This window comes from Paraglaciecola hydrolytica, assembly GCF_001565895.1.
Classification (GTDB): Bacteria; Pseudomonadota; Gammaproteobacteria; order Enterobacterales; family Alteromonadaceae; genus Paraglaciecola; species Paraglaciecola hydrolytica.
In genome coordinates this window covers 272,738-292,562 of sequence record NZ_LSNE01000006.1, presented here as the reverse complement: position 1 = coordinate 292,562, position 19,825 = coordinate 272,738, and the positions used below count along the sequence as shown (strand labels likewise).

Sequence of the window (19,825 nt, the reverse complement as noted above, 5' to 3'; positions counted from 1 at the left end):
ACTTTTTTCTCAATGCGCAATGAGGGAGTAGAGGTAATTCCTATAGGCAATTTTGCCGCACGTTGACTGGGCACATTGCAGCTGATTGCTTAGCGCGGACTTAGCGTTTATTCTTTCGACTCTCTACGCTGTTATTCTTTGTATTCTCATTAAGGAAAGATAGATGCATTTTGGCATTCGCTTTTATTTGCTTGCATCCTTACTCATTGGTGCAGCGACCGCGACTTTATACTTTTTTAAAGGACATTTATATTCTAGAGCGGAGCCATTGCCCCTCGAAAAACTGGTACTAGCAACACCACGGATCCCGTTTTCAAGCTTAGTAATTTTAGCCAAACATAATAATTTATTTGCAAAACACGGACTTGAGGTCCAACTAGAAATAACCGCGACGGGCAAGGAAGCTCTCGAGATGACATTGGCAGGCAAAGCCGATATCGCTGCTGTTGCCACACTACCACTGGCGTATATAGTAACCAGAAGCGCTCAGCCGCGTATCCTCGCAGTTATTGCGAAAAGCAATTACGAGCATTCCGTGGTGGCACGACGGGATCGCGGCATCTCACAACCTGCTGATCTGCAAGACAAAACCATTGGTTTTTTACCAGGTACTAGTGCACAGTTTTATTTGGAGGCCTTGTTAACCAACGCAAATTTAGCCCGTAACAAAGTCCATATGAAAAGTATCACTATACAAGATAGCCAAAGCGCACTCCTCAGCGGCGATGTGGATGCGGTCGCGCTATTTGCACCTTGGGACAAGCGCGCGGCGCAAGCGCTTGGAGAGTCTGGTATCGTATTTGCGCCTTCACTCCATACGACGCACTGGACTCTCACTTCCAATCAGAACTTTCCGATTACGCGACCACGAGTAGCTGAAAAACTATTACTCGCCTTACTCGATGCCCTGACACTCATTGGCGAAAATCACGAGGCTAGCCTCGACATATTGGCACAAGAGATGGAAATGTCCCGTGCCGATTTGGATGAATCATGGGAACAATATACTTTCGACGTTCAACTACCCCAAGCGCTAATCACAACTCTGGAGCGGGAGTTATTATGGATTCGCTCACATGGTAATGTACCTAGTGGTGAGCTAACACCTGTGGCGCCATTGCCGGACTTTCTCGACTACCTATCGTTTTCCGCTCTGCAGTCGGTCAAACCTTCTGCGGTCAGAATTACCAGATGAAGATCACAACATCAGTTCAACTCACTTTATTTGCAGCGGGAGCGGCGTTTGTCATTCTGTCAGGCTCAGTATTTTTTGCCTACTCAGCACTACAAGATTCAAACGAACAGCGTCAACAACTGTATGCCGTCGTGAGCGGTACTGCCGAATTACAAATTCGTACCGACGAATACCTGAAATATTTCAGCGCGCGTCCACTGCGACAATGGCACGCCCGAAACACCGCCATATTGGCAGCCTTACAAAACATCAAACCCAGCGATGTCGCACCACCACAAGAAATAGCGTCACTGCGTACTCGCCATAGTGTGATAGGTAAGCTGTTTTTACAGTTGCAACAATTAGGCATACCCGGTAACGATGAAGGTCAGCGTCTGCAGCAGCAAATGTTAATCGACCGATTGTTCATTATGTACGAAGAGCAGCTAGGTGAAGTTGCCCTCGTTCGGCAAAACACGCTGCAAGCCGATCAACATTACGTGCGACGTGCCGTGATGTTTAGTGTACTGGCACTTGCCTTACTGACCTGTATATTTCTCGCGGCCTTATATGTAGTAAGGCGCAATCTATCGTTGCCACTACAAAAACTGGTAGAAGCAACCGAAGCGTTTGGATATGGAGACTTGGGGCATCGTATCGAAGAAGCACCAAACAATGAAATAGGTGTTCTGTCAGAGGCCTTAAATACCATGGCGGCCCGCCTACAAAATGTGACTTCCGAGTTAAAAAACACCCATGAAAAACTGCGCCAAGCGCAAAAAATGGAAGCGATAGGTCAACTGACTGGGGGTATTGCCCATGATTTCAATAATATTTTGGCTGGCATGCAAGGCAATCTTGAAATCATGCGCATGCGCATTACACAAAATCGCACCCAAGAAATCGGCCACCACATCGACTCGACTTTGTCTTTGACCGATCGCGCAGCATCACTTACCCATCGTCTGTTGGCTTTTTCGCGCCAGCAAGCACTTGATCCCAAATTAACCGATGTCAACGTGTTAGCGACATCGATGATGCCATTAATTGAGCAATCCGTAGGACCACAAATCAATTTGGTTTTTAATCAGGAAAATAGGGTGTGGCATATCTTGTCCGACATGCATCAATTGGAAAATGCCTTATTAAACCTCGTCATCAACAGTCGTGACGCCATGCCCGATGGTGGAACACTGACGATTGAAACCGCTAACATCGTCATAGATGAAAAAACCGGTCTGTCAGAAGAGATTGAGCCTGGTGAGTATGTCTGTTTACGAATAATCGATACCGGTAGTGGTATGCCAGAACAAATAATGGCACGGGCATTCGATCCATTTTTCACTACAAAGCCAACCGGCCAAGGCACAGGACTTGGTTTATCGATGATCTATGGCTTTATCAAGCAGTCCGAAGGACATGTTCGCATTCGTTCAGCACCGGGGGCAGGTACCACCGTGTTGTTGTATTTGCCACGTTTTAAGCCTGCTTTGCAGGCTGGCAAAAAAGTAGCAACTGTCCTTGAATCCCCTAGCGCCCTTCCACTAGCAGACACAACAAGGCAAGCAAGGGTGTTAGTGGTAGACGATGAGTTGGAGTTGCGCTCCTTGGTGGTTGAAATGATCCGTGAACTCGGCTATCAGGTGCTTGAAGCCGAGGATGGTCCCAATGCAATGAAGTTTTTGCAAGCAAGCGAAGAATTTAATTTGTTAGTCACCGATATAGGCCTTCCCAATGGAATGAACGGTCGTCAACTGGCTGATGCCGCGCGCATGAAACGACCGGATCTCAAGGTGCTATTTATTACTGGTTATGCGCAAAATACGATGGCTAACCACGACATGCTGGAGTCCGGTACGCAAATCATGACAAAGCCTTTTTTGATGGCAAGTTTTGTAGAGAAAGTTCGTTCCATGGTTGAGGACGATCTCGACGCCAAAATATCTAATCAAACCGACAAAACTGCCAAGGATAACGCTAAACCACTAAGCATTTTAGTGGTGGATGATAATGAAGAAGCAGCCACCTGCTTGGCCATGCTCCTCGAAGCGAGTGGTCATACAGTGCAAGTTGCACTTGACGGTAAAAAGGGGCTGGAAGTGGCAACAACACTCACACCAGACGTTGTTTTTCTCGATATTGGCATGCCTGTTATGAATGGTTTCGAGACTGCCCAAGCAATTCGAAAAATCCCCACTCTGATAAATACTACTCTAATCGCCTTGACCGGATGGGGCGCGGATAGTGACCGCACTAAGTCTAAGGATGCGGGCTTTGATTATCACTTGACCAAACCTACTGAGTTATCGACGATTATGGCCCTGTTGGAGCAACGGGATAAGCCGATAAAAGGCGAACATGGAAAACTATAAAAATACTATAGGCTGGTAATTCGACACCACGCTACCGATGCTGACATGGCTTAATTGACCTGACAGTTATGCTTAAACCTAAACATAGCCTATGTTTAGGGAGCGCTCCGCCATTTTGTGTGAGTGAAGCATAAATTCCATCTGCCTAAAGCCAATACTAAGTCTAGCCAAACGACAATTACGCAATATTCAATATGCCAGTGTATTGGTCACTCGTAGGAAAAAGGGAATTATAAATTTTAAGATAAAAAGGATATGTTATGGATAAATCTTTAATCATCACTTTATTGTTAGCGTTTTCCATTACTGGCTGCAGTCACAACGATATCTATCGCAATGTTTATAAGGATGAATGTGTCTATGGCAAAAAGGGAGATTGCTCTAATAATGCCAGCCAAATTGCCTACCCAGGTGCAGAAAATGAGTATCGATTGGGTTTTATTGAATATGATGATCAGGGGCAATTACGTGACCGCATTCAACAAGACGCAATACTGGATAATTATTACAACTTAGCAGGCCAACAGGAGGTGGTGATCGTCACGTTTGTGCACGGCTGGCATCACAGTGCTAAACCCGAAGACGGTAATATTCAGGAATTCCGCAAATTACTCAGTACTATTTCAGCCAGAGAAAATGATTACAGTCAGAAGTTTATGCGTAAAAAGCGTCTGATACTCGGTGTATATATTGGCTGGCGTGGTGACTCTTTAAACATTGAATATCTAAATACGGTTACGTTTTGGGATCGCAAAGCGACTGCCCATGAGGTAGGTCACAAAGGGATTACAGAGGCCTTACTCAAGCTGGAGGAGTTGAAAAATGTGCGTAATAGCTATGACGAAGGTCAACCGTCTGCCAATCGATTAGTGACTATAGGCCACAGTTTTGGTGGTGCTGTAGTATTTAGCGCGTTACAAAAAATTATGGCAGAGCGTTTTATTGATTCACAACAAGACAAAAACTATCAACAATATGCTGATGGTTTTGGCGATTTGGTGATTTTGATGAATCCTGCCTTTGAAGCACTGCGATTTTCATCACTCATGGAACTATCCCAAGACAAATGTCGCAAATATCAGCAAGGCCAGTTACCTAAACTGGCCATCCTGACCTCGGAAACGGACTACGCCACCAAACTGGCTTTTCCAGCAGGGCGAATATTTTCAACTTTTTTTGAAAGTCATCGCACTATGCAACGTCATGAATGTAAAGGTACTGGTAGTGGCAATATGCTTACTGTGAATATTGCGCAAGGCGAAGCCGACAGAACAGCCATTGGCCACTTTAAGCCTTACCAAACTCACCTACTTGAGTTATTACCCAATGGCAGTGAGAAAAAGTTTGAATTAGAACGAGCCTATGCTGATTGGTCGGCGTCTGATCCAACACAACCCAGCATTTATAGTTCTGTTAACCTGATCAGTAAGCAGCGCACGACTCCGCTTAATCCCTATATGAATATTAAAGTATCCGAGGACTTGATGGATGGCCACAACGATATCTGGGGCGAGCAAGTGATTGATTTTATGCGCGAGTTGATTGCGGTTTCTACTACCCCCTTGCCAGATTATAAAATGCTAAGTGGGCAGTAATATCTATTTAAAAGTTATTATTAAATAACCAGAAACGACTATGCCAAATAAACAAAGTTATTTAGGTGAGTTTGAACACTTTGTTTTACTCAGTATTGCCAGCTTAAAAGAGCAGGCTTACGGCGTTAGCAAAAGCATGTCTCGCTCTTGGAGATTTTTAATGACAAAACAACGTGTATATTCAGCCTTATTGGTAGCGTTTTGCGTGAGTGTCGTGGCAATGTTAATCATCGCGATCAATTTTTTATCGGTGGCCGAATCCTCGGTATTTCAGCAAGCATATTGGACAAACGGTCATATCCATCAACTCTTTTTTGCACCTGAGTTATGGCAAAGTGTGGGAGCTGGTTTGCTGAGTCATTTCAGTTTGGTCATGTTGTTTCATGTGGATGCGATTATTTATGCAGTGCTGAGCTTTAGCTTGGTATACGCTCTGGACAAAAAGTATCTTTTCTCAAGCACAACCTTCGCCCTTAGCGCTCTAGTGATTGTGTTAATACCTTATATTGGCGGCTTTGTTTATTTTCAAGTTAACGAGGTCGCACTCAAACAATCTGGTCCGGTGATCGCATTAATGTGGTTAAGTGTTCTTTATTTAATGCCGCCTTTGACCTACTGCTTAATGAATAAAAGGTACCATATAGATCAGCCTAGTTGATGCCTAACATACCCACTAAACACTAGGCCTGTTGTTGTTCAACTGGCCCAGCGCAGCTCCTTAGCAATGGCCACCTTTACCATCGTTTAAAATGTGAGCACTTGTGACTTTTCATCGCACAAAATAGACAGCTTATCCCTTGAGGTTTTTTCAAGGATTGCAATACACTGAGAAACTAGCGATTATGAAAAATTACGTAAAAAAATAATATAAAAAGAAAATAAAAAGGCAGAGGAATATCCAATGGAAAGACGAGATTTTATTAAACTCGGTGGCATAGGTATGGGTGGCTTAATGTTACCTATGTCTGGCATAGCCATCAGCGCAGAGCAATTGTTAGATAAGCCCATGGACGTGGCTTATAAGAAGAAACTAGCTGACATCGCTTTAAACGCGGCCAAAGCTAAGGGCGCGACTTATGCCGATGCCCGTATTGGTCGTTATCTAAACCAGTTTGTTAGAACCAACGAAAACCGCGTGGATAATATCGTTAATACCGAGTCCGCCGGTATTGGTGTGCGAGTCATCGCTAACGGTACGTGGGGTTTTGCCTCTACATCTAATATGACTCCCGACAGTGTGGCAAAAACTGCCGAACGCGCAGTAGCTGTGGCCATAGCTAACTCAAAATTCCAAACAACGCCTGTGCAATTAGCACCGGTTAAAGGTGTGGGTGAAGTAAGCTGGCAAACGCCAATTAAAAAGAACGCCATGGAAATCCCCATTAAAGACAAGGTTGATTTGTTGCTGGCAGTGAACGCAGCGGCCATGGAAAACGGCGCTAACTTTATTAATTCCACTCTCTTTTTAGTTAACGAGCAAAAGTATTTTGCTTCCACTGATGGCTCTTATATTGATCAAGATATCCATCGTTTGTGGGCACCATTTACCGCAACCGCAATAGGTGAAAAAGGCTTTAAACAGCGTAGCGGTTTAGGTAACCCGGTCGGTATGGGCTTTGAATATTTAGATGGCCTAGAAAAAGATAAAATCCATGTGACGGGCGCGAGCGTTGGCTATGGTAATTCTTACGACATACTCGAAGATGCCAAACTGGCGGGTCAGCAATTAAAAGCCAAACTAAAAGCCAAATCCGTTGAGCCAGGTAAATACGATTTAGTACTCGATCCTGCTCATTTGATGTTAACCATCCATGAGTCAGTGGGTCACCCACTGGAATTAGACCGCGTCTTAGGGTACGAAGCCAACTATGCAGGTACCAGTTTTGCTACTTTGGATAAATGGCAAAGTGGTAAATTTCAATACGGTTCTGACATCGTTAACTTGTTTGCCGATAAAACTCAGGATTATTCACTGGGTAATGTGGGCTATGACGATGAAGGCGTTAAAACCAAAGAGTGGGATTTGGTTAAAAACGGTATCTTGGTTAACTATCAAGCCACCCGTGATCAAGTACATATGCTTGGCCAAAAAGAATCCCATGGCTGTAGCTATTCACAAAGTTGGAAAGACGTGCAGTTTCAACGTATGTCTAACGTGTCATTAAAACCCAATGAAAAAGATCTCTCTGCAGATGATGTGATCAAAGATGTCGAAAAAGGTATTTACATTGCCGGCCGTGGTTCGTTTTCCATCGATCAGCAACGTTATAACTTCCAATTTGGTGGCCAATTATTTTACGAAATTAAAGACGGTAAAATTGTCGATCAAATTGAAGATGTGGCTTATCAGTCTAATACTCAGGAATTCTGGAATAACTGCACCCAGTTGGCCGGTAAATCTGATTATCGCTTAGGCGGTTCGTTCTTCGATGGTAAAGGTCAACCTTCACAGGTTAGTGCGGTATCGCACGGTTGCCCCACCACTCGATTTAATAATATTAACGTCATCAACACCGCACGTAACGTGTAGTTGACGCTGAAACGAATTATAGGACTAAGCCCAATGACAATTTTATCTGAACAAACCGCCAAAACACTTTTAACTAAAGTGCTTAAGTATTCCAAAGCCGATTCCATTGAATGTAATCTGGATGGCAACATAGGTGGCAATATTCGTTATGCCCGTAATACCGTGTCTACCGCCGGTGAAGAGAGCGATGTAGTACTGGCTGTGCAATCGACTTTTGGTAAACGTACCGGCACAGCCACCATCAATGAATTTGATGATGCCTCACTCGAAAAAGTCGTACGTCGCTCGGAAGAGCTAGCCAAACTGGCGCCAGAAAACGAAGAGTTTATGCCCATTTTTGGCAAACAAGAGTATGAAAAATCCAATACTTATTTTGAGTCGACGGCGAAGGTTACCCCGGAAGATCGCGCTCAAGCCGCACAAAACAGTATTGCTCCTTCGAAAAAAGACAAACTGGTTGCCGCCGGCTTTTTAGAAGAGACCACCCGTTTTAGCGCCATCATGAACAGTGCAGGTTTATTTGCTTACAATACCTCTACCAATGTAGATTTTTCGGTCACTATCCGTACTGAAGATGGCAAAGGTTCTGGTTGGGTAACGCGCAATTACAGTGATGTTAAGTTACTGGATACCGCCAAAGCTTCAAACATTGCCATCCACAAAGCTAAATCATCCGTTGATGTTAAAGAAATGGAGCCGGGTAAATACACGGTTATTTTAGAGCCCGCTGCGAGTAATACGCTGATCGGCAACATGATGCGCAGCTTTGCTCAACGCAGTGCTGACGAAGGCCGTAGCTTTTTAAGTTATAAAGCGAAAGAAGGCGAAGACGCGACTACAGCCCCAAAAAACAAATTGGGCATGAAAATGTTTGATGAACGGGTACACATTTATTCCGATCCTCAGCACCCTATTGCCCCTTCTGCCCCCTTTGGTGGCGACGGTTACCCACGTAAACGCATGGACTGGGTCAAAGATGGTGTTATCGCCAATATGCCTAACACTCCTTATTGGGCGAAAAAAACCGGCATGCCTTACATTCCACAAAATGGTACTTTTATCATGGCTGGGGGTAATGAATCCCTCGAAGACATGATCAAAAATACTCGCCGTGGTGTGTTAGTGACTCGCTTATGGTATATCCGCGCTCTTGATCCACAAACCTTGTTGTACACAGGTTTAACTCGTGACGGCACGTTTTATATCGAAAATGGCAAGATCAAATATCCCATCAAAAACTTCCGTTTTAACGAAAGCCCCATAGTAATGTTAAACAACATTGAGGCTTTAGGTGAATCGGTGCGTATTGAAGGTGATATGGTTCCACCCATGAAAATTCGTGATTTTACCTTCAGCTCTTTGTCTGACGCGGTTTAATCTCTCAGCAAGTAAATAAGCTTAGGCCGATCGGCTTTTATGTCGATTGGCTTAATCCATTGAGACCATCGTTTTTCATGCCATTTAACCGTCGCCAGTTTATCCAAACCTGCTCAATGTTTGCGTCCAGTCTAGTGTTACCTAAGCTGGCAATGGCAGCCTATAACCCAGAATATGACTTTGTATTTACGCGTTTAAGTTACGAGTCAGGTGATTGGGAAGTTGACGAACGCATGCCTGCCAATGTGCTTAATTCGCTGATTGAATACACCAGTTTGCGGGTGGATTTAAATGAACGCATCGTAGCCTTAGCTGATCCAGCCATGTTAACGGCGCCCTTTTGTTATATGGCCGGCCATCGACTGGTACAGTTTAGCCAAGAAGAAAAACACAACTTTAAACGTTATGTGGAAAATGGCGGTTTTATCTTTGTGGATGACTGCAACCATGACATCGATGGCATGTTTGCTAAGTCATTTGAGAGGCAAATGGCTGAATTGTTTGGTGATGAAGCTCTACAAAAAATCCCTAATGATCATGCTCTCTATACCAGCTTTTTTGAATTTGACGGCCCACCCCGCACCTCCATAGAGTTAAATGGTTGGGGCGATGATTTAGTGCATAACTACTTAAAAGCCATCGAAATCAACGGCCGCATTGCGGTGTTATACAGCAACAAAGATCTCGGTTGTGAATGGGATTACGATTTTAGAAACAAACGTTTTTTGCGCGTGGATAATACCAAGTTTGCAGTCAATATAGTGATCTATGCGATGACGGCTTAAAGCAGAAACTAGTGACTAGTAAATAGAGGCTAGATAAAGACATTACATGCAGAGCTCCGATGAAATGTAGGTCGGCATTTATGCCGTCAAAAACGAGTTAAACGTTGGTGCAAAAGCAGAAACTAGTTACTAGTTTCTAACTACTTAATTAATATAAGAATTAACATGAACAAACAGACTATAAGTGCCCAGCAAGTTGGCGAACTTCAACAAAAATTATCCAAGGTGAGTGCCGAAGTCGGTAAGGTGATTGTGGGTCAGTCTGAGGTTATCCAGCAACTGCTGATGGGCATGTTGGCCGGTGGTCATTGTTTATTAGAAGGTGTGCCCGGTTTGGCTAAAACCTTAATGGTTAGCTCTTTGGCCCAGAGTTTAGAACTAAACTTTACCCGGGTGCAATTTACCCCAGATTTGATGCCTAGCGATATTATCGGTACTGAAATTTTGGAGACTGATCACGACAGTGGCGAGCGCTTTTTTAAATTTCAGCAAGGTCCGGTATTTACCAATATTTTGTTGGCCGATGAAATTAACCGTACGCCACCTAAAACTCAGGCGGCCTTGCTTGAAGCCATGCAAGAAAAAAAGGTCAGTTACGCCGGTCAAAGTTATGACTTACCCAAACCCTTTTTTGTCTTAGCCACGCAAAACCCGGTTGAACAAGCAGGCACCTATCCCCTGCCTGAAGCTCAGCTTGACCGTTTTTTATTGTTTATCCGTGTGGGTTACCCTAGTGCTGCAGACGAAATTGAAGTATTACGCCGCACCACAGGTAATGTCATCAGCCAGATTAATGCGGTATTACATGCCGACGATATTATTGCCTTACAAAAGTTAGTACGTGATGTAGAAGTGGCCGATCCTTTATATGACTATGTTAGCCGTTTAGTGCGTGCGACTCGCCCCGATGACAGTCCTAGTGCAAGTGTCACCGAGTTTGTACGTTGGGGCGCAGGCCCTCGTGCCGGACAAGCCTTGATCCTGTGCGCCAAAGCCCGTGCCTTTTTAGAGGGACGTTTTGCTACCACGGTAGACGATATTAAAGCGGTAGCTCACAGTGTATTACGCCACCGCATTTTATTGAATTTTCAGGCCGAGGCGGAAAACAAACAAACCGATAGCGTGATCGATGCCTTGCTTAAAGATATCAGCCCGCCCACTAGTCCTTTAGGTCAATAAACAAAAGTGACAACACCAGCTTCAACATCGTCTTCATCAGGGAAAAACTCACTGTTTGAGCCACTGACCTTAGCGCGCGTCAAGGATTTGCCTTTAGTGGCCAAAACTTTAGCGCAGGGCTTTTTGCATGGCATTCACCACAGTACCCAAAAAGGCACTGGCGTGGAGTTTAGCCAGTATCGCAGTTACGAACCCGGTGATGCGCTGAGTAAAATTGACTGGAAGTTGTTTGCCCGCTCAGATAAATATTTTGTGCGAGAAGCCCAACGTGAAAGCAATATTAATGTGTGGTTAGTGATTGATGCTAGCCTCTCGATGCTGCAAGGCTCTGAACATGTAAGTAAACAACAGGATAAAACTTGGCATAAACTCGATTATGCCCGCACCTTGTTAGCAACCGTTTCTTACCTCGCCCACCAGCAAGGTGATGCCGTGGGTTTGTTGGCTATATCCAGTGAAAAAACCCATTTTTTACCCGCTTATGGCGGTGGGCAACATTGGCGTAAGGTTTTGTTGCAACTGGCCACTGTCAGTTCAGGCGGCATATTTCCCCCAGTACACACCTTGCAAAACAAGTTGGCCCATCTCCAACATAATTCCTTGGTCATAGTGGTCAGCGATTTTTATCAAAAACAACAAGAAATCACTGAGTTTATGCAAAAACTCAATCCGGCGAAAACCGATGTAGTGGCAGTGCAGCTTGAGTGTGATGACGAAGTGGAATTTCCTTATAAAGGCCAAATTCGCTTTGAAGATTTAGAAAGTAAAAAACAAGTACTGGTGTCCGCTAAGGATGTCAAAAGTGCTTACTTGGCCACGAGGCAAGACTTTAACCAGCAGTTGAGCACTCAACTTAAACAACTGCAAATTCAGCACCTGCGTGCCAATATTGATCAGCCACTGGATAGCACCTTACATCAGTTTTTAACTGCCAGGCAGCGTAAACGATGAACGAAAGCTTGGGTTTGTTATGGCAGCAACCTTGGTATGCGCTGACAGCCTTGGCTGTGCTCATCCCCATCATTATTCACTTGCTTAATCGCAGCCGTGGCAAGTTAGTCACCTTTGCTCATGTGGCATTGCTGCGTAACACTAAACCCCAACCCACTTCTGAATTACGTTTGACTCAGCGTGTATTACTGCTCTTGCGTTTACTGATGTTACTCACAGCCGCGGCGTTATTGAGCTCGCCTTTTTGGCCGCCAAGCCAATCAGAAACTGAAGTCATTATGCTGACTCAGGATTGGCTGAATAACAGTAACAAAGCTGAAAAGCAGCAAATTGCGACCCGCCTTGGTAAGCAACAAGCCATCTTATTAGATAGCCCTGCAACGTTAAGCCAAGAGCTCAGTGAACAAGACATATTGAATTGGCAAACACAAAAATCGCAACACACCCTGAATATATGGGCAAAAGTCCAAAGCCATGCACTTGGCCGTGATGCGCAAACCCCTTTGGTGGTTTATACCAGCAACCGTGCTAGTCAGTTTGTCGGTGAAAAAGTGGCGCTCACTCAGCCTATCGACTGGCAGGTTCTGAATATCAACAACAACTCTGCTCCAGAGCCTTTGGCTATTTTGCTGATTTATCAAAACGACCGCCAACGTGATGCCAGTTATATTAATGCCGCACTTAGCGCCTTACAAAAACAAAGTGCCATGCCTATTCAGGTGAGTACACTAACTGAGACCGCTTTTGCACAAACACTGACAAACAATGTTTTACCACAGGCTCAATTGATCTTGTGGTTAAGCTCTGCGCCCTTAGCGCCTGAATTAGTCGCCCACAGCACTGACCAAAACGTGATATTGATGGATGCACCACAAATTAGTCGCAAAGACCTTTGGCAACTAGCTTACCCTACTCTGCTGTTAGCTGAACTTAAGGGTGATGTGCTAGCGACCGCAGCCAACCCCGCATTTAATGCTGAACTGAGTGAGGTGTTATGGCAAACCTCCTTAGGTTTACCCCTATTAAGCCAACTTAATATAAAACAGACTAAGCTCTTGCAGTTTTATTCACGTTTTAATCCAGACTGGAACACCCTAGTCGAACTGCCTACCTTTCCTTTGATACTGGGCGAGTGGCTATATAAGGCTATTCCAGAGCAACAAAAGCTGGCGCGGCAGGTTATCGAGCAACAACAAATTACGGCAAAACCAGTAGCGAGTCAGCCGCAGCCAACACGCAGCATTAGCCCCAATAGTCAGCAACACTCAAGCCTGATGAGCTTACTGGCTATCCTGTTATTAATACTGTTTAGTGTTGAACGGATTTACAGTAAAAAGAGCCGTAGCACCAACATAACCACAGTAGATGGGGGACAATAAATGACCTCACATGCTATTCCAGCTCAAGCGCAATTGTTAACTCGCCTACACAGCCAACTGCAACAACATCGTCAGCAAGTGATCCTATACCGCCTACTGCAAAGCCTGCCTGCAGTGCTTGTAGTGCTAGCACTTACCTATGCTTTTAGCTCAAGTTTTCTGTATAGCAGCCTTGGTGCAGTGGCTATTGCCAGTATCATCATATGGCGCTTAGTGCGCTCAACAGAGTTAGCCGACATTCATCTGCAGAATTATTTACTGCACCTTAATCGCTGTTACCCCGAGTTAGAAGAAAGTGCTCAGCTTCTCAGCCGCAATCCCCAAGAACTCAGCTTGCTGCAACAGCTACAACAAAACAAAGTCAGTGCCTTGTTAACCACCCTACTTGAGCGTAACAAAGCGTTAGCTAACACAGACTATGGCCTTAAATATCCCCTAATACTGAGTGTTGTCTGTTTGATTGTGCTTATTACTGTTTATGTGTTGGCTGACAAACTTGAATTACCGGTTTGGGACTCTATTCAAACGACGACAGATTTAAAGCAAACTGAACAGCAAGCAGAGCTGCCTGATGGTATTAGCTCGCTTAAAATCTCTGTGCAGCCCCCCATTTATGCGCAGTTGCCCATACAAGATTCAGAAGAGCTCAATATCAGTCTACTTGCCGGATCTGTCGTAAAGTGGCAACTCGCCTTTAAACAAACCAGCTCTGACACTAACTACAAAATTGAGCTAAGCAGTGGTGAAACTCTGCCACTAACAGCCCAAGATTCAGGTTTATTCACTGCCAGTACCACCATTAACCAGTCAGCGATTTACACGATAAGTTCAGCTAGAGGTAGCTCTCCCACTAGCAAATTAGATGGTGTATACACGCTCAAGGTCACCGCAGATAAGGCCCCACAAATTCGCTTTTTAAGGCCTACCTCAACTACCACCGAAATTGCCAAAGATGGTTTAGCCGAGTTAGAAACAGAAGTGCTTGTCACGGATGATTTTGCCCTAAGCAAAGTCAGGATTCAGGCATCTATAGCCAAAGGTTCGGGCGAAGGGGTGAAGTTCAGAGATCAAGAATTTGAGTTTGACCGTATGGAGCTCATTGAGGGTAAAACCCATTATTTCAAACGCTGGAAGCTCATTGAACTGGATATGGAGCCAGGGGATGAAATGTATTTCAGTGTTCTGGCGTCGGATAACCGCGAGCCAGAACCACAACTGACTCGCTCACCGAGTAAAATTATCCGTTGGTTGGAAGAAGAGCAAAGTGAATTGGCGACGGATGGCATTTTAATGGATGTGATGACTGAGTATTTTAAGAGTCAACGCCAAATCATAATCGAAACCGAACAGCTCTTGGTCGACAAGGAGCGACTTGAACTTGTTGAATTTAAACGACTATCCACTGAACTGGGTTTTGCCCAAAGCGACCTCAAACAAAAATACGGCCAATATGTAGGTGATGAGTTTGCAGAAGGAACCTTGCACACGATGGAGGCAGGCCCTGCTCTTCCAGAACAACTGCATGAAGATGACCATGGCGAAGACGATGATGACCACAATGACCATGCCTCTGCCGAAACTCACGAACATGAGCCAGAGCCGCAAGACACTTTAGATAGATCAGGTGCCAGCGCGCTCATCGCTCAGTATGGCCACAACCACGGTGAAGCCGAGTTAGGCTTTACTGGCTTTAAAGGTCAACCCAGCCCCACAGCCTTAATGAAACAAGCCATTGCCAATATGTGGAATGCCGAATTGCATTTAATGATGTCTGAGCCTGCCCAAGCCCTACCCTATGAAAAACAAGCCCTTAAATTTTTGACTCAGGCGAAACAAGCTGAGCGGATTTATGTTAAACGTTTGGGCTTTGAGCCGCCCCCCGTGAGTGAGTCACGGCGTTATCAAGGTGAGCTTAAGGACATTAAGGAGACCAGCCAACAGCAACAGTCGGTAATGCCTTTTGCCCAGCAGCAACTGCTCAGCGACAGCATTAATACCTTACAATTTTACTTAGATTCAGCCCTAAGCTTTGATAACAGCAATAAATCGAGTGATGTTAACGCCCTGCAATACCAAGCACTAACAAGACTACTGCAAGGCGAACTCGAAAGCGCTCCAGATAACATTCAACATATCGCCACCTTAGAAAAATTAAGTATTGATAGCACACAACTTAAGCAAGATTGCCACTCATGTATCAAACAACTCCAGCAAAAACTATGGAGCTTGTTACCTGCGGTTGTGGCCTCGCCCACTCAACAAACAACAGGGTTTCTGTTAGCTAATCCGGCCGTGACTGACTATCAGCAATTTTTGCAAGATCAACTGATTTTACTAAGAGAGCAGAAGCAATGAGTTGGTCACTGATTTTCGCTAACCTCCACCCTGTCTGGTTAGTCATGGGTTTGAGTGCACTTATTCTATGTACTGGGGTAAGCATCTATCTTGCGAGCAAACGCCTAAGTGACCAGCCTAAACGCTTAGTCTTGGTAATTGCACTTAATATCCTCGCCAGCATCGCTGTGGTGGGGCTTATCAGTGATATCAAACTAAACAAAACTCAATTATCCCAAGCCTGGTTATTCACCACAGGCAGTTTGCCACTGAGTGCTGAAAACCAGCAAAAGCTCGAAGAACAAGCTGACGCTAAATTATTTGTATTGGATGACGTCGCCGCGTTAGCCGCTGAGGATTTCAGCTCTGCGCACGTTATCAGCGAGCCTGCACAATTATTTGATTGGTTACCAACGTTACAACACCTCACAGTAATAGGTGATGGTTTAAGCCAAACACAATGGCAGGCTCTAAGATCTAACAATCCTGAGCTTAAGATTGATTTTATTCCATCAACGCAGCTAAGCGGCCTAGTGAATATGCGTTGGAATAAACAACTGCAACAAGGTGAATTCCTCGAAATCTCCGGTCAACTCCACATAGCCGCCCAAGATAAAAACAGCGCAGATTTGTATGAGCTAAACCTCATCGACCCAATGGGTAGCATACTAGCGAAACAACACTTACGCTCGAACGAAACCTTTAAATTTAAGGCTCAGCCACCGACCACAGGCAACTGGTTATATCAACTCAGCTTAAGCTCAAAGGATCACGATGGCGCAGCGCTTATCCAAGAAAATTTGGCTGTTACGGTGCAAAAAGCGAAAGCAATCAAGCTGCTAATTTACCAGTCTGCCCCGTCTTTTGAGACTCGTCAGTTACGTGAATGGGCAGGCTCATTTGCCAACCCCGTCACAGTTATCACCCAGATCAGCAAGAATAAACATCTTACTCAGCATTTTAATTTTGTCGGGCAAGCCCAAACCCAAAGTGAGCCTTTGACGCAGGACAAGCTAAGTCAATTTGATTTAGTGGTAATGGATGGTCGCGCGTTGAGTTTAATCAGCCAGCCCAAGTGGATCGCCCTAAAACAAGCAGTGCAACTAGGTTTAGGCTTGTTGCTGTTAGCCGATCAGACTTTACCAACAGCTTTATTGCAGCACGATCAACAACTTGCCAGCAAGATAAATTTAAGTCCTATTGCTGGACAAGGTGAAGCGCAAAACGTGGTGCCCCACTGGCCCAACAGTCAAATTGAACAGGCTATTCAAGCCCAAGCTTTGCAACTTATAACGGAACCAGGAACAAACTTAGTAATGGGCGACCAGCAACAAGGTTTGGTGAGTAAACTCAATATGGGTTTAGGTAAGATTGGTGTGTCGCTGCTCAACAATACCCATCAATGGCAAACCTCGGGCTTGGCGACACAATACAGTAGCTATTGGCAATATTTGTTTAAGTCTTTTGCCGCCAATCGCCACTCTGCGATTTGGTTACCGCAAAGTGCAGAAGACCTGTTATTGCTCAATCAAGCCAGTGCAGCTTGTGTATTGAGTCAAACCACTAATCCACTGGTGCAACTGCAAAATAGCAACAACTCAGCAGCGCTCAAACTCTATTTAGTGGCAGATACTCTGCAGCAAGGGCGGTATTGTGCCAGCTACTGGCCGCAGCACTTAGGCTGGCAACAGCTTAATTTAGTTTCTAATGAGTCTGATAGCCAAAGCCAAACTGAGATCAGCCCCCAGCAAAATCAATATGTCTATGCTGAGAACGATTGGCAAGCCTGGCAACAGCAGCAAAAGCACCAAGCTTCTGCCTATCAAGCCAAACTCAGTAATTCTTTTGCTCAGCCGCAGCCAATTGAACACCGCAGCCCTCTAAGTAAACTCTGGTTCTGGTTGTTATGGTTAGTTTGTTGCAGTGTACTGTGGGTAGAACGTAAAACGTTTTAAGCAAAGGTTTGTCACTCATTTAGGCTGCCCTGCCAATTACCACTCGCGAGTTATGCCTCTGGCAAGTGCTTTTTAATCACCTGTAATAAAAGTTCAAAATCAAAGGGTTTGGCCACATGGGCGCAAAAACCCAGCTTTTTATACAGTTCGATGTCGTGTTGCATGGCGTTGGCCGTTAACGCAATGATGGGTAACTCGGCATATTTAGCTTGAGCCTTAATTTTGCCAATTGCGGTACAGCCATCCATTACCGGCATTTGGATATCCATTAACACCAAATCAAACGCTTGACTGGCCAGTTCATCCAAGGCGATTTGCCCATCTTCTGCATTAACGATCGTCGCCCCAACTGAGTTTAATAATTCATTGACAATCAAACGGTTAATTTGATTATCTTCTACCAACAGAATTTTTTTACCACTAAAATCGACTAGCTCGTCTTGACTATTTGAGGTGCTTTTTTCTTCACCAAGAGGGAGTTGAATATTAACGTCAAAACAACTGCCCTTGGCCAATTGACTGCTTACTTGGATGCTACCCGACATCAAATCCACCAAGGCCTTTACAATAGATAAACCTAAGCCCGTACCACCGAACTTACGACTTGTTGAGCTATCAATTTGAGTAAATTTGTTAAACAACAAAGGCAGAGCCTTGTCATCCATACCTATACCAGTATCACTTATTTTTAACTGTAGCTTGACCTGTTGTTGTTCAATGCTGGCCTTACATTCAAATAATACCTGACCTTGCTCAGTGAATTTGATGCTGTTGGCGCACAGGTTCATTAATATTTGTAATAAACGTGTGGGATCACCAAGCAGCCAAAGGGGCTGAGGTCCATGGTATTGCACGACAAACTCAATGCCTTTAGTTTCGGCGATATGAGCAAATTGATTTTCGATATTCTGGACAATGGTATGCATGTCAAAGGGGATACTTTCTAGTTCCATTTGCCCCGCTTCTATTTTAGAAATATCCAAAATATCATTGATAATATTGCGTAAGGTTTTAGCGGAAAGACTGGCTTTACTTAAATATTCAAGCTGGGTTTTATTTAACTCTGTCGATAAACTCAACTCGATTAAACCTAAGATACCATTTAGTGGTGTACGAATTTCGTGGGACATATTGGCTAGAAACTGAGATTTGGCCAAACTGGCCTCTTCAGCCAAAAGCTTAGAATCTCGCAACTCTTGCTCCATTAATGTTCGGGCGGTGATATCATGATAAGCGCTAAGTACCCCAAGTAACTCGCCATCTTTTGAGCATAGCCTTTGTCGGCTGGTAGAAAGATAAACCGCATTGCCTTCTTTATCTCGATGTTGTTCTGTATAACTTTCAATTTTATCCGTTGATGTCAGCAATTTTTTATCGATTTCTACATACTTTTGTACCAACTCCCTTGGGAATAACTCGTAATCTGTTTTACCTATGATTTTAGTGGCATCTCTAATTTTTACATCTTGCAAATAATAGTTATTTGCCCCTAGGTAACGAAGCTGGGTATCTTTCCACAAAATCCCATACGGAAGACAATTGACCACCGCTTCCAAAATAGATTCTGACGTATTAATTTGTTTAGTTTGATATTTAATAATTTGAGCTTGGGAAGCCGCTAGACTATTCAGGTAGCCAGAAAATCGTTGCATGATCAATAAAGTTATCGTCACCACATAACTGTATGTAATCAAGTTGTTTAGCCAAGCAACAGGAGACAATAAATACTCCCCCAGACTCACTGTAAAACTAAGCATACCCATCATGGCTAATAACATCATGGTAGCTATCACCGCAGCACCGATAGACGCATAAATAACCGCAAAGCGCATGCTGACCAATAAACTGGTAAAGATACAGGCGCCTAACAATAATAAGGTCCCTGCACCCGCCAATCCAAACGAAACCAGTCCCCCTATGCCTGCAATAAAAAAGAAAAGACAAATAATGTTGGCCCGAATGTTTAGGGGAATGCGGGTTCTGCATATGAACAATGTTAAAATAAGCACTGATAATATGAGATGAACAACCATTACTGGTTGAAAACCTATGATTTGCATACGTAACAATGATGCAGCCGCCGCAAATACCACTAATAATGCTGCGCTACCAATAACGGTATTGATTAAACCATTTCTAATCTCTGAATGGCTTAACTTTGGGGTGTTTGCTTGCATATAAAACCACGGCAATA

Annotated in this window: 13 protein-coding genes; 12 read left to right on the top strand and 1 reads right to left on the bottom strand. The window is 44.3% G+C overall.

Annotation, left to right across the window (positions count from 1 at the left end):
• The first annotated feature begins 163 nt into the window (after positions 1-163).
• The 12 genes from AX660_RS13315 to AX660_RS13260 all read left to right on the top strand — a co-directional run bounded on the left by AX660_RS13315 (position 164) and on the right by AX660_RS13260 (position 17,631).
• The gene (locus AX660_RS13315; RefSeq protein ID WP_068377740.1) at positions 164-1,195 is read left to right on the top strand and encodes an ABC transporter substrate-binding protein; all 1,032 of its coding nucleotides are present in this window, start codon (positions 164-166) and stop codon (positions 1,193-1,195) included.
• On the top strand, positions 1,192-3,546 hold the full coding sequence (locus AX660_RS13310) for a response regulator (RefSeq protein ID WP_068377739.1): 2,355 nt from the start codon (positions 1,192-1,194) through the stop codon (positions 3,544-3,546). The genes AX660_RS13315 and AX660_RS13310 overlap by 4 nt, the downstream gene beginning before the upstream one ends.
• A 260-nt stretch (positions 3,547-3,806) precedes the next feature.
• The gene (locus AX660_RS13305) at positions 3,807-5,141 is read left to right on the top strand and encodes a hypothetical protein (protein WP_068377737.1); all 1,335 of its coding nucleotides are present in this window, start codon (positions 3,807-3,809) and stop codon (positions 5,139-5,141) included.
• 40 nt (positions 5,142-5,181) lie between these two features.
• Positions 5,182-5,799, top strand: coding sequence for a hypothetical protein (locus tag AX660_RS23500; RefSeq protein ID WP_068377735.1), 618 nt, complete (start codon positions 5,182-5,184; stop codon positions 5,797-5,799).
• Between the two features lie 243 nt (positions 5,800-6,042).
• Positions 6,043-7,671 (top strand): TldD/PmbA family protein, encoded by a 1,629-nt coding sequence (locus tag AX660_RS13295; protein WP_068377733.1) that lies wholly within the window; start codon positions 6,043-6,045, stop codon positions 7,669-7,671.
• Between the two features lie 33 nt (positions 7,672-7,704).
• Positions 7,705-9,048 carry a TldD/PmbA family protein gene (locus tag AX660_RS13290; protein WP_068377731.1) on the top strand — a complete coding sequence of 448 codons (1,344 nt, stop codon included), beginning with the start codon at positions 7,705-7,707 and terminating at the stop codon, positions 9,046-9,048.
• A gap of 77 nt (positions 9,049-9,125) precedes the next feature.
• On the top strand, positions 9,126-9,833 hold the full coding sequence (locus AX660_RS13285) for a DUF4159 domain-containing protein (protein ID WP_068377729.1): 708 nt from the start codon (positions 9,126-9,128) through the stop codon (positions 9,831-9,833).
• 165 nt (positions 9,834-9,998) lie between these two features.
• Positions 9,999-11,012, top strand: coding sequence for an AAA family ATPase (locus tag AX660_RS13280; protein ID WP_068377727.1), 1,014 nt, complete (start codon positions 9,999-10,001; stop codon positions 11,010-11,012).
• A 96-nt stretch (positions 11,013-11,108) separates the two neighbouring features.
• Positions 11,109-11,963, top strand: a complete 855-nt coding sequence (locus AX660_RS13275; protein ID WP_235594741.1) for a DUF58 domain-containing protein — start codon at positions 11,109-11,111, stop codon at positions 11,961-11,963.
• Positions 11,960-13,342: a BatA domain-containing protein gene (locus AX660_RS13270; protein ID WP_068377725.1), complete on the top strand. Its 1,383-nt coding sequence runs from the start codon at positions 11,960-11,962 to the stop codon at positions 13,340-13,342. Before AX660_RS13275 ends, AX660_RS13270 begins: the two co-directional genes overlap by 4 nt.
• Positions 13,343-15,697, top strand: a complete 2,355-nt coding sequence (locus tag AX660_RS13265) for a hypothetical protein (RefSeq protein WP_068377723.1) — start codon at positions 13,343-13,345, stop codon at positions 15,695-15,697. It abuts the gene before it with no gap.
• Positions 15,694-17,631, top strand: coding sequence for a hypothetical protein (locus AX660_RS13260; protein WP_068377721.1), 1,938 nt, complete (start codon positions 15,694-15,696; stop codon positions 17,629-17,631). The genes AX660_RS13265 and AX660_RS13260 overlap by 4 nt, the downstream gene beginning before the upstream one ends.
• 50 nt (positions 17,632-17,681) lie before the next feature.
• On the opposite strand, the gene AX660_RS13255 is transcribed toward AX660_RS13260, so the two are convergent.
• A complete protein-coding gene (locus AX660_RS13255; protein WP_068377719.1) occupies positions 17,682-19,808 on the bottom strand; it encodes an ATP-binding protein in 2,127 nt (708 codons plus the stop codon).
• Positions 19,809-19,825 lie beyond the last annotated feature (17 nt).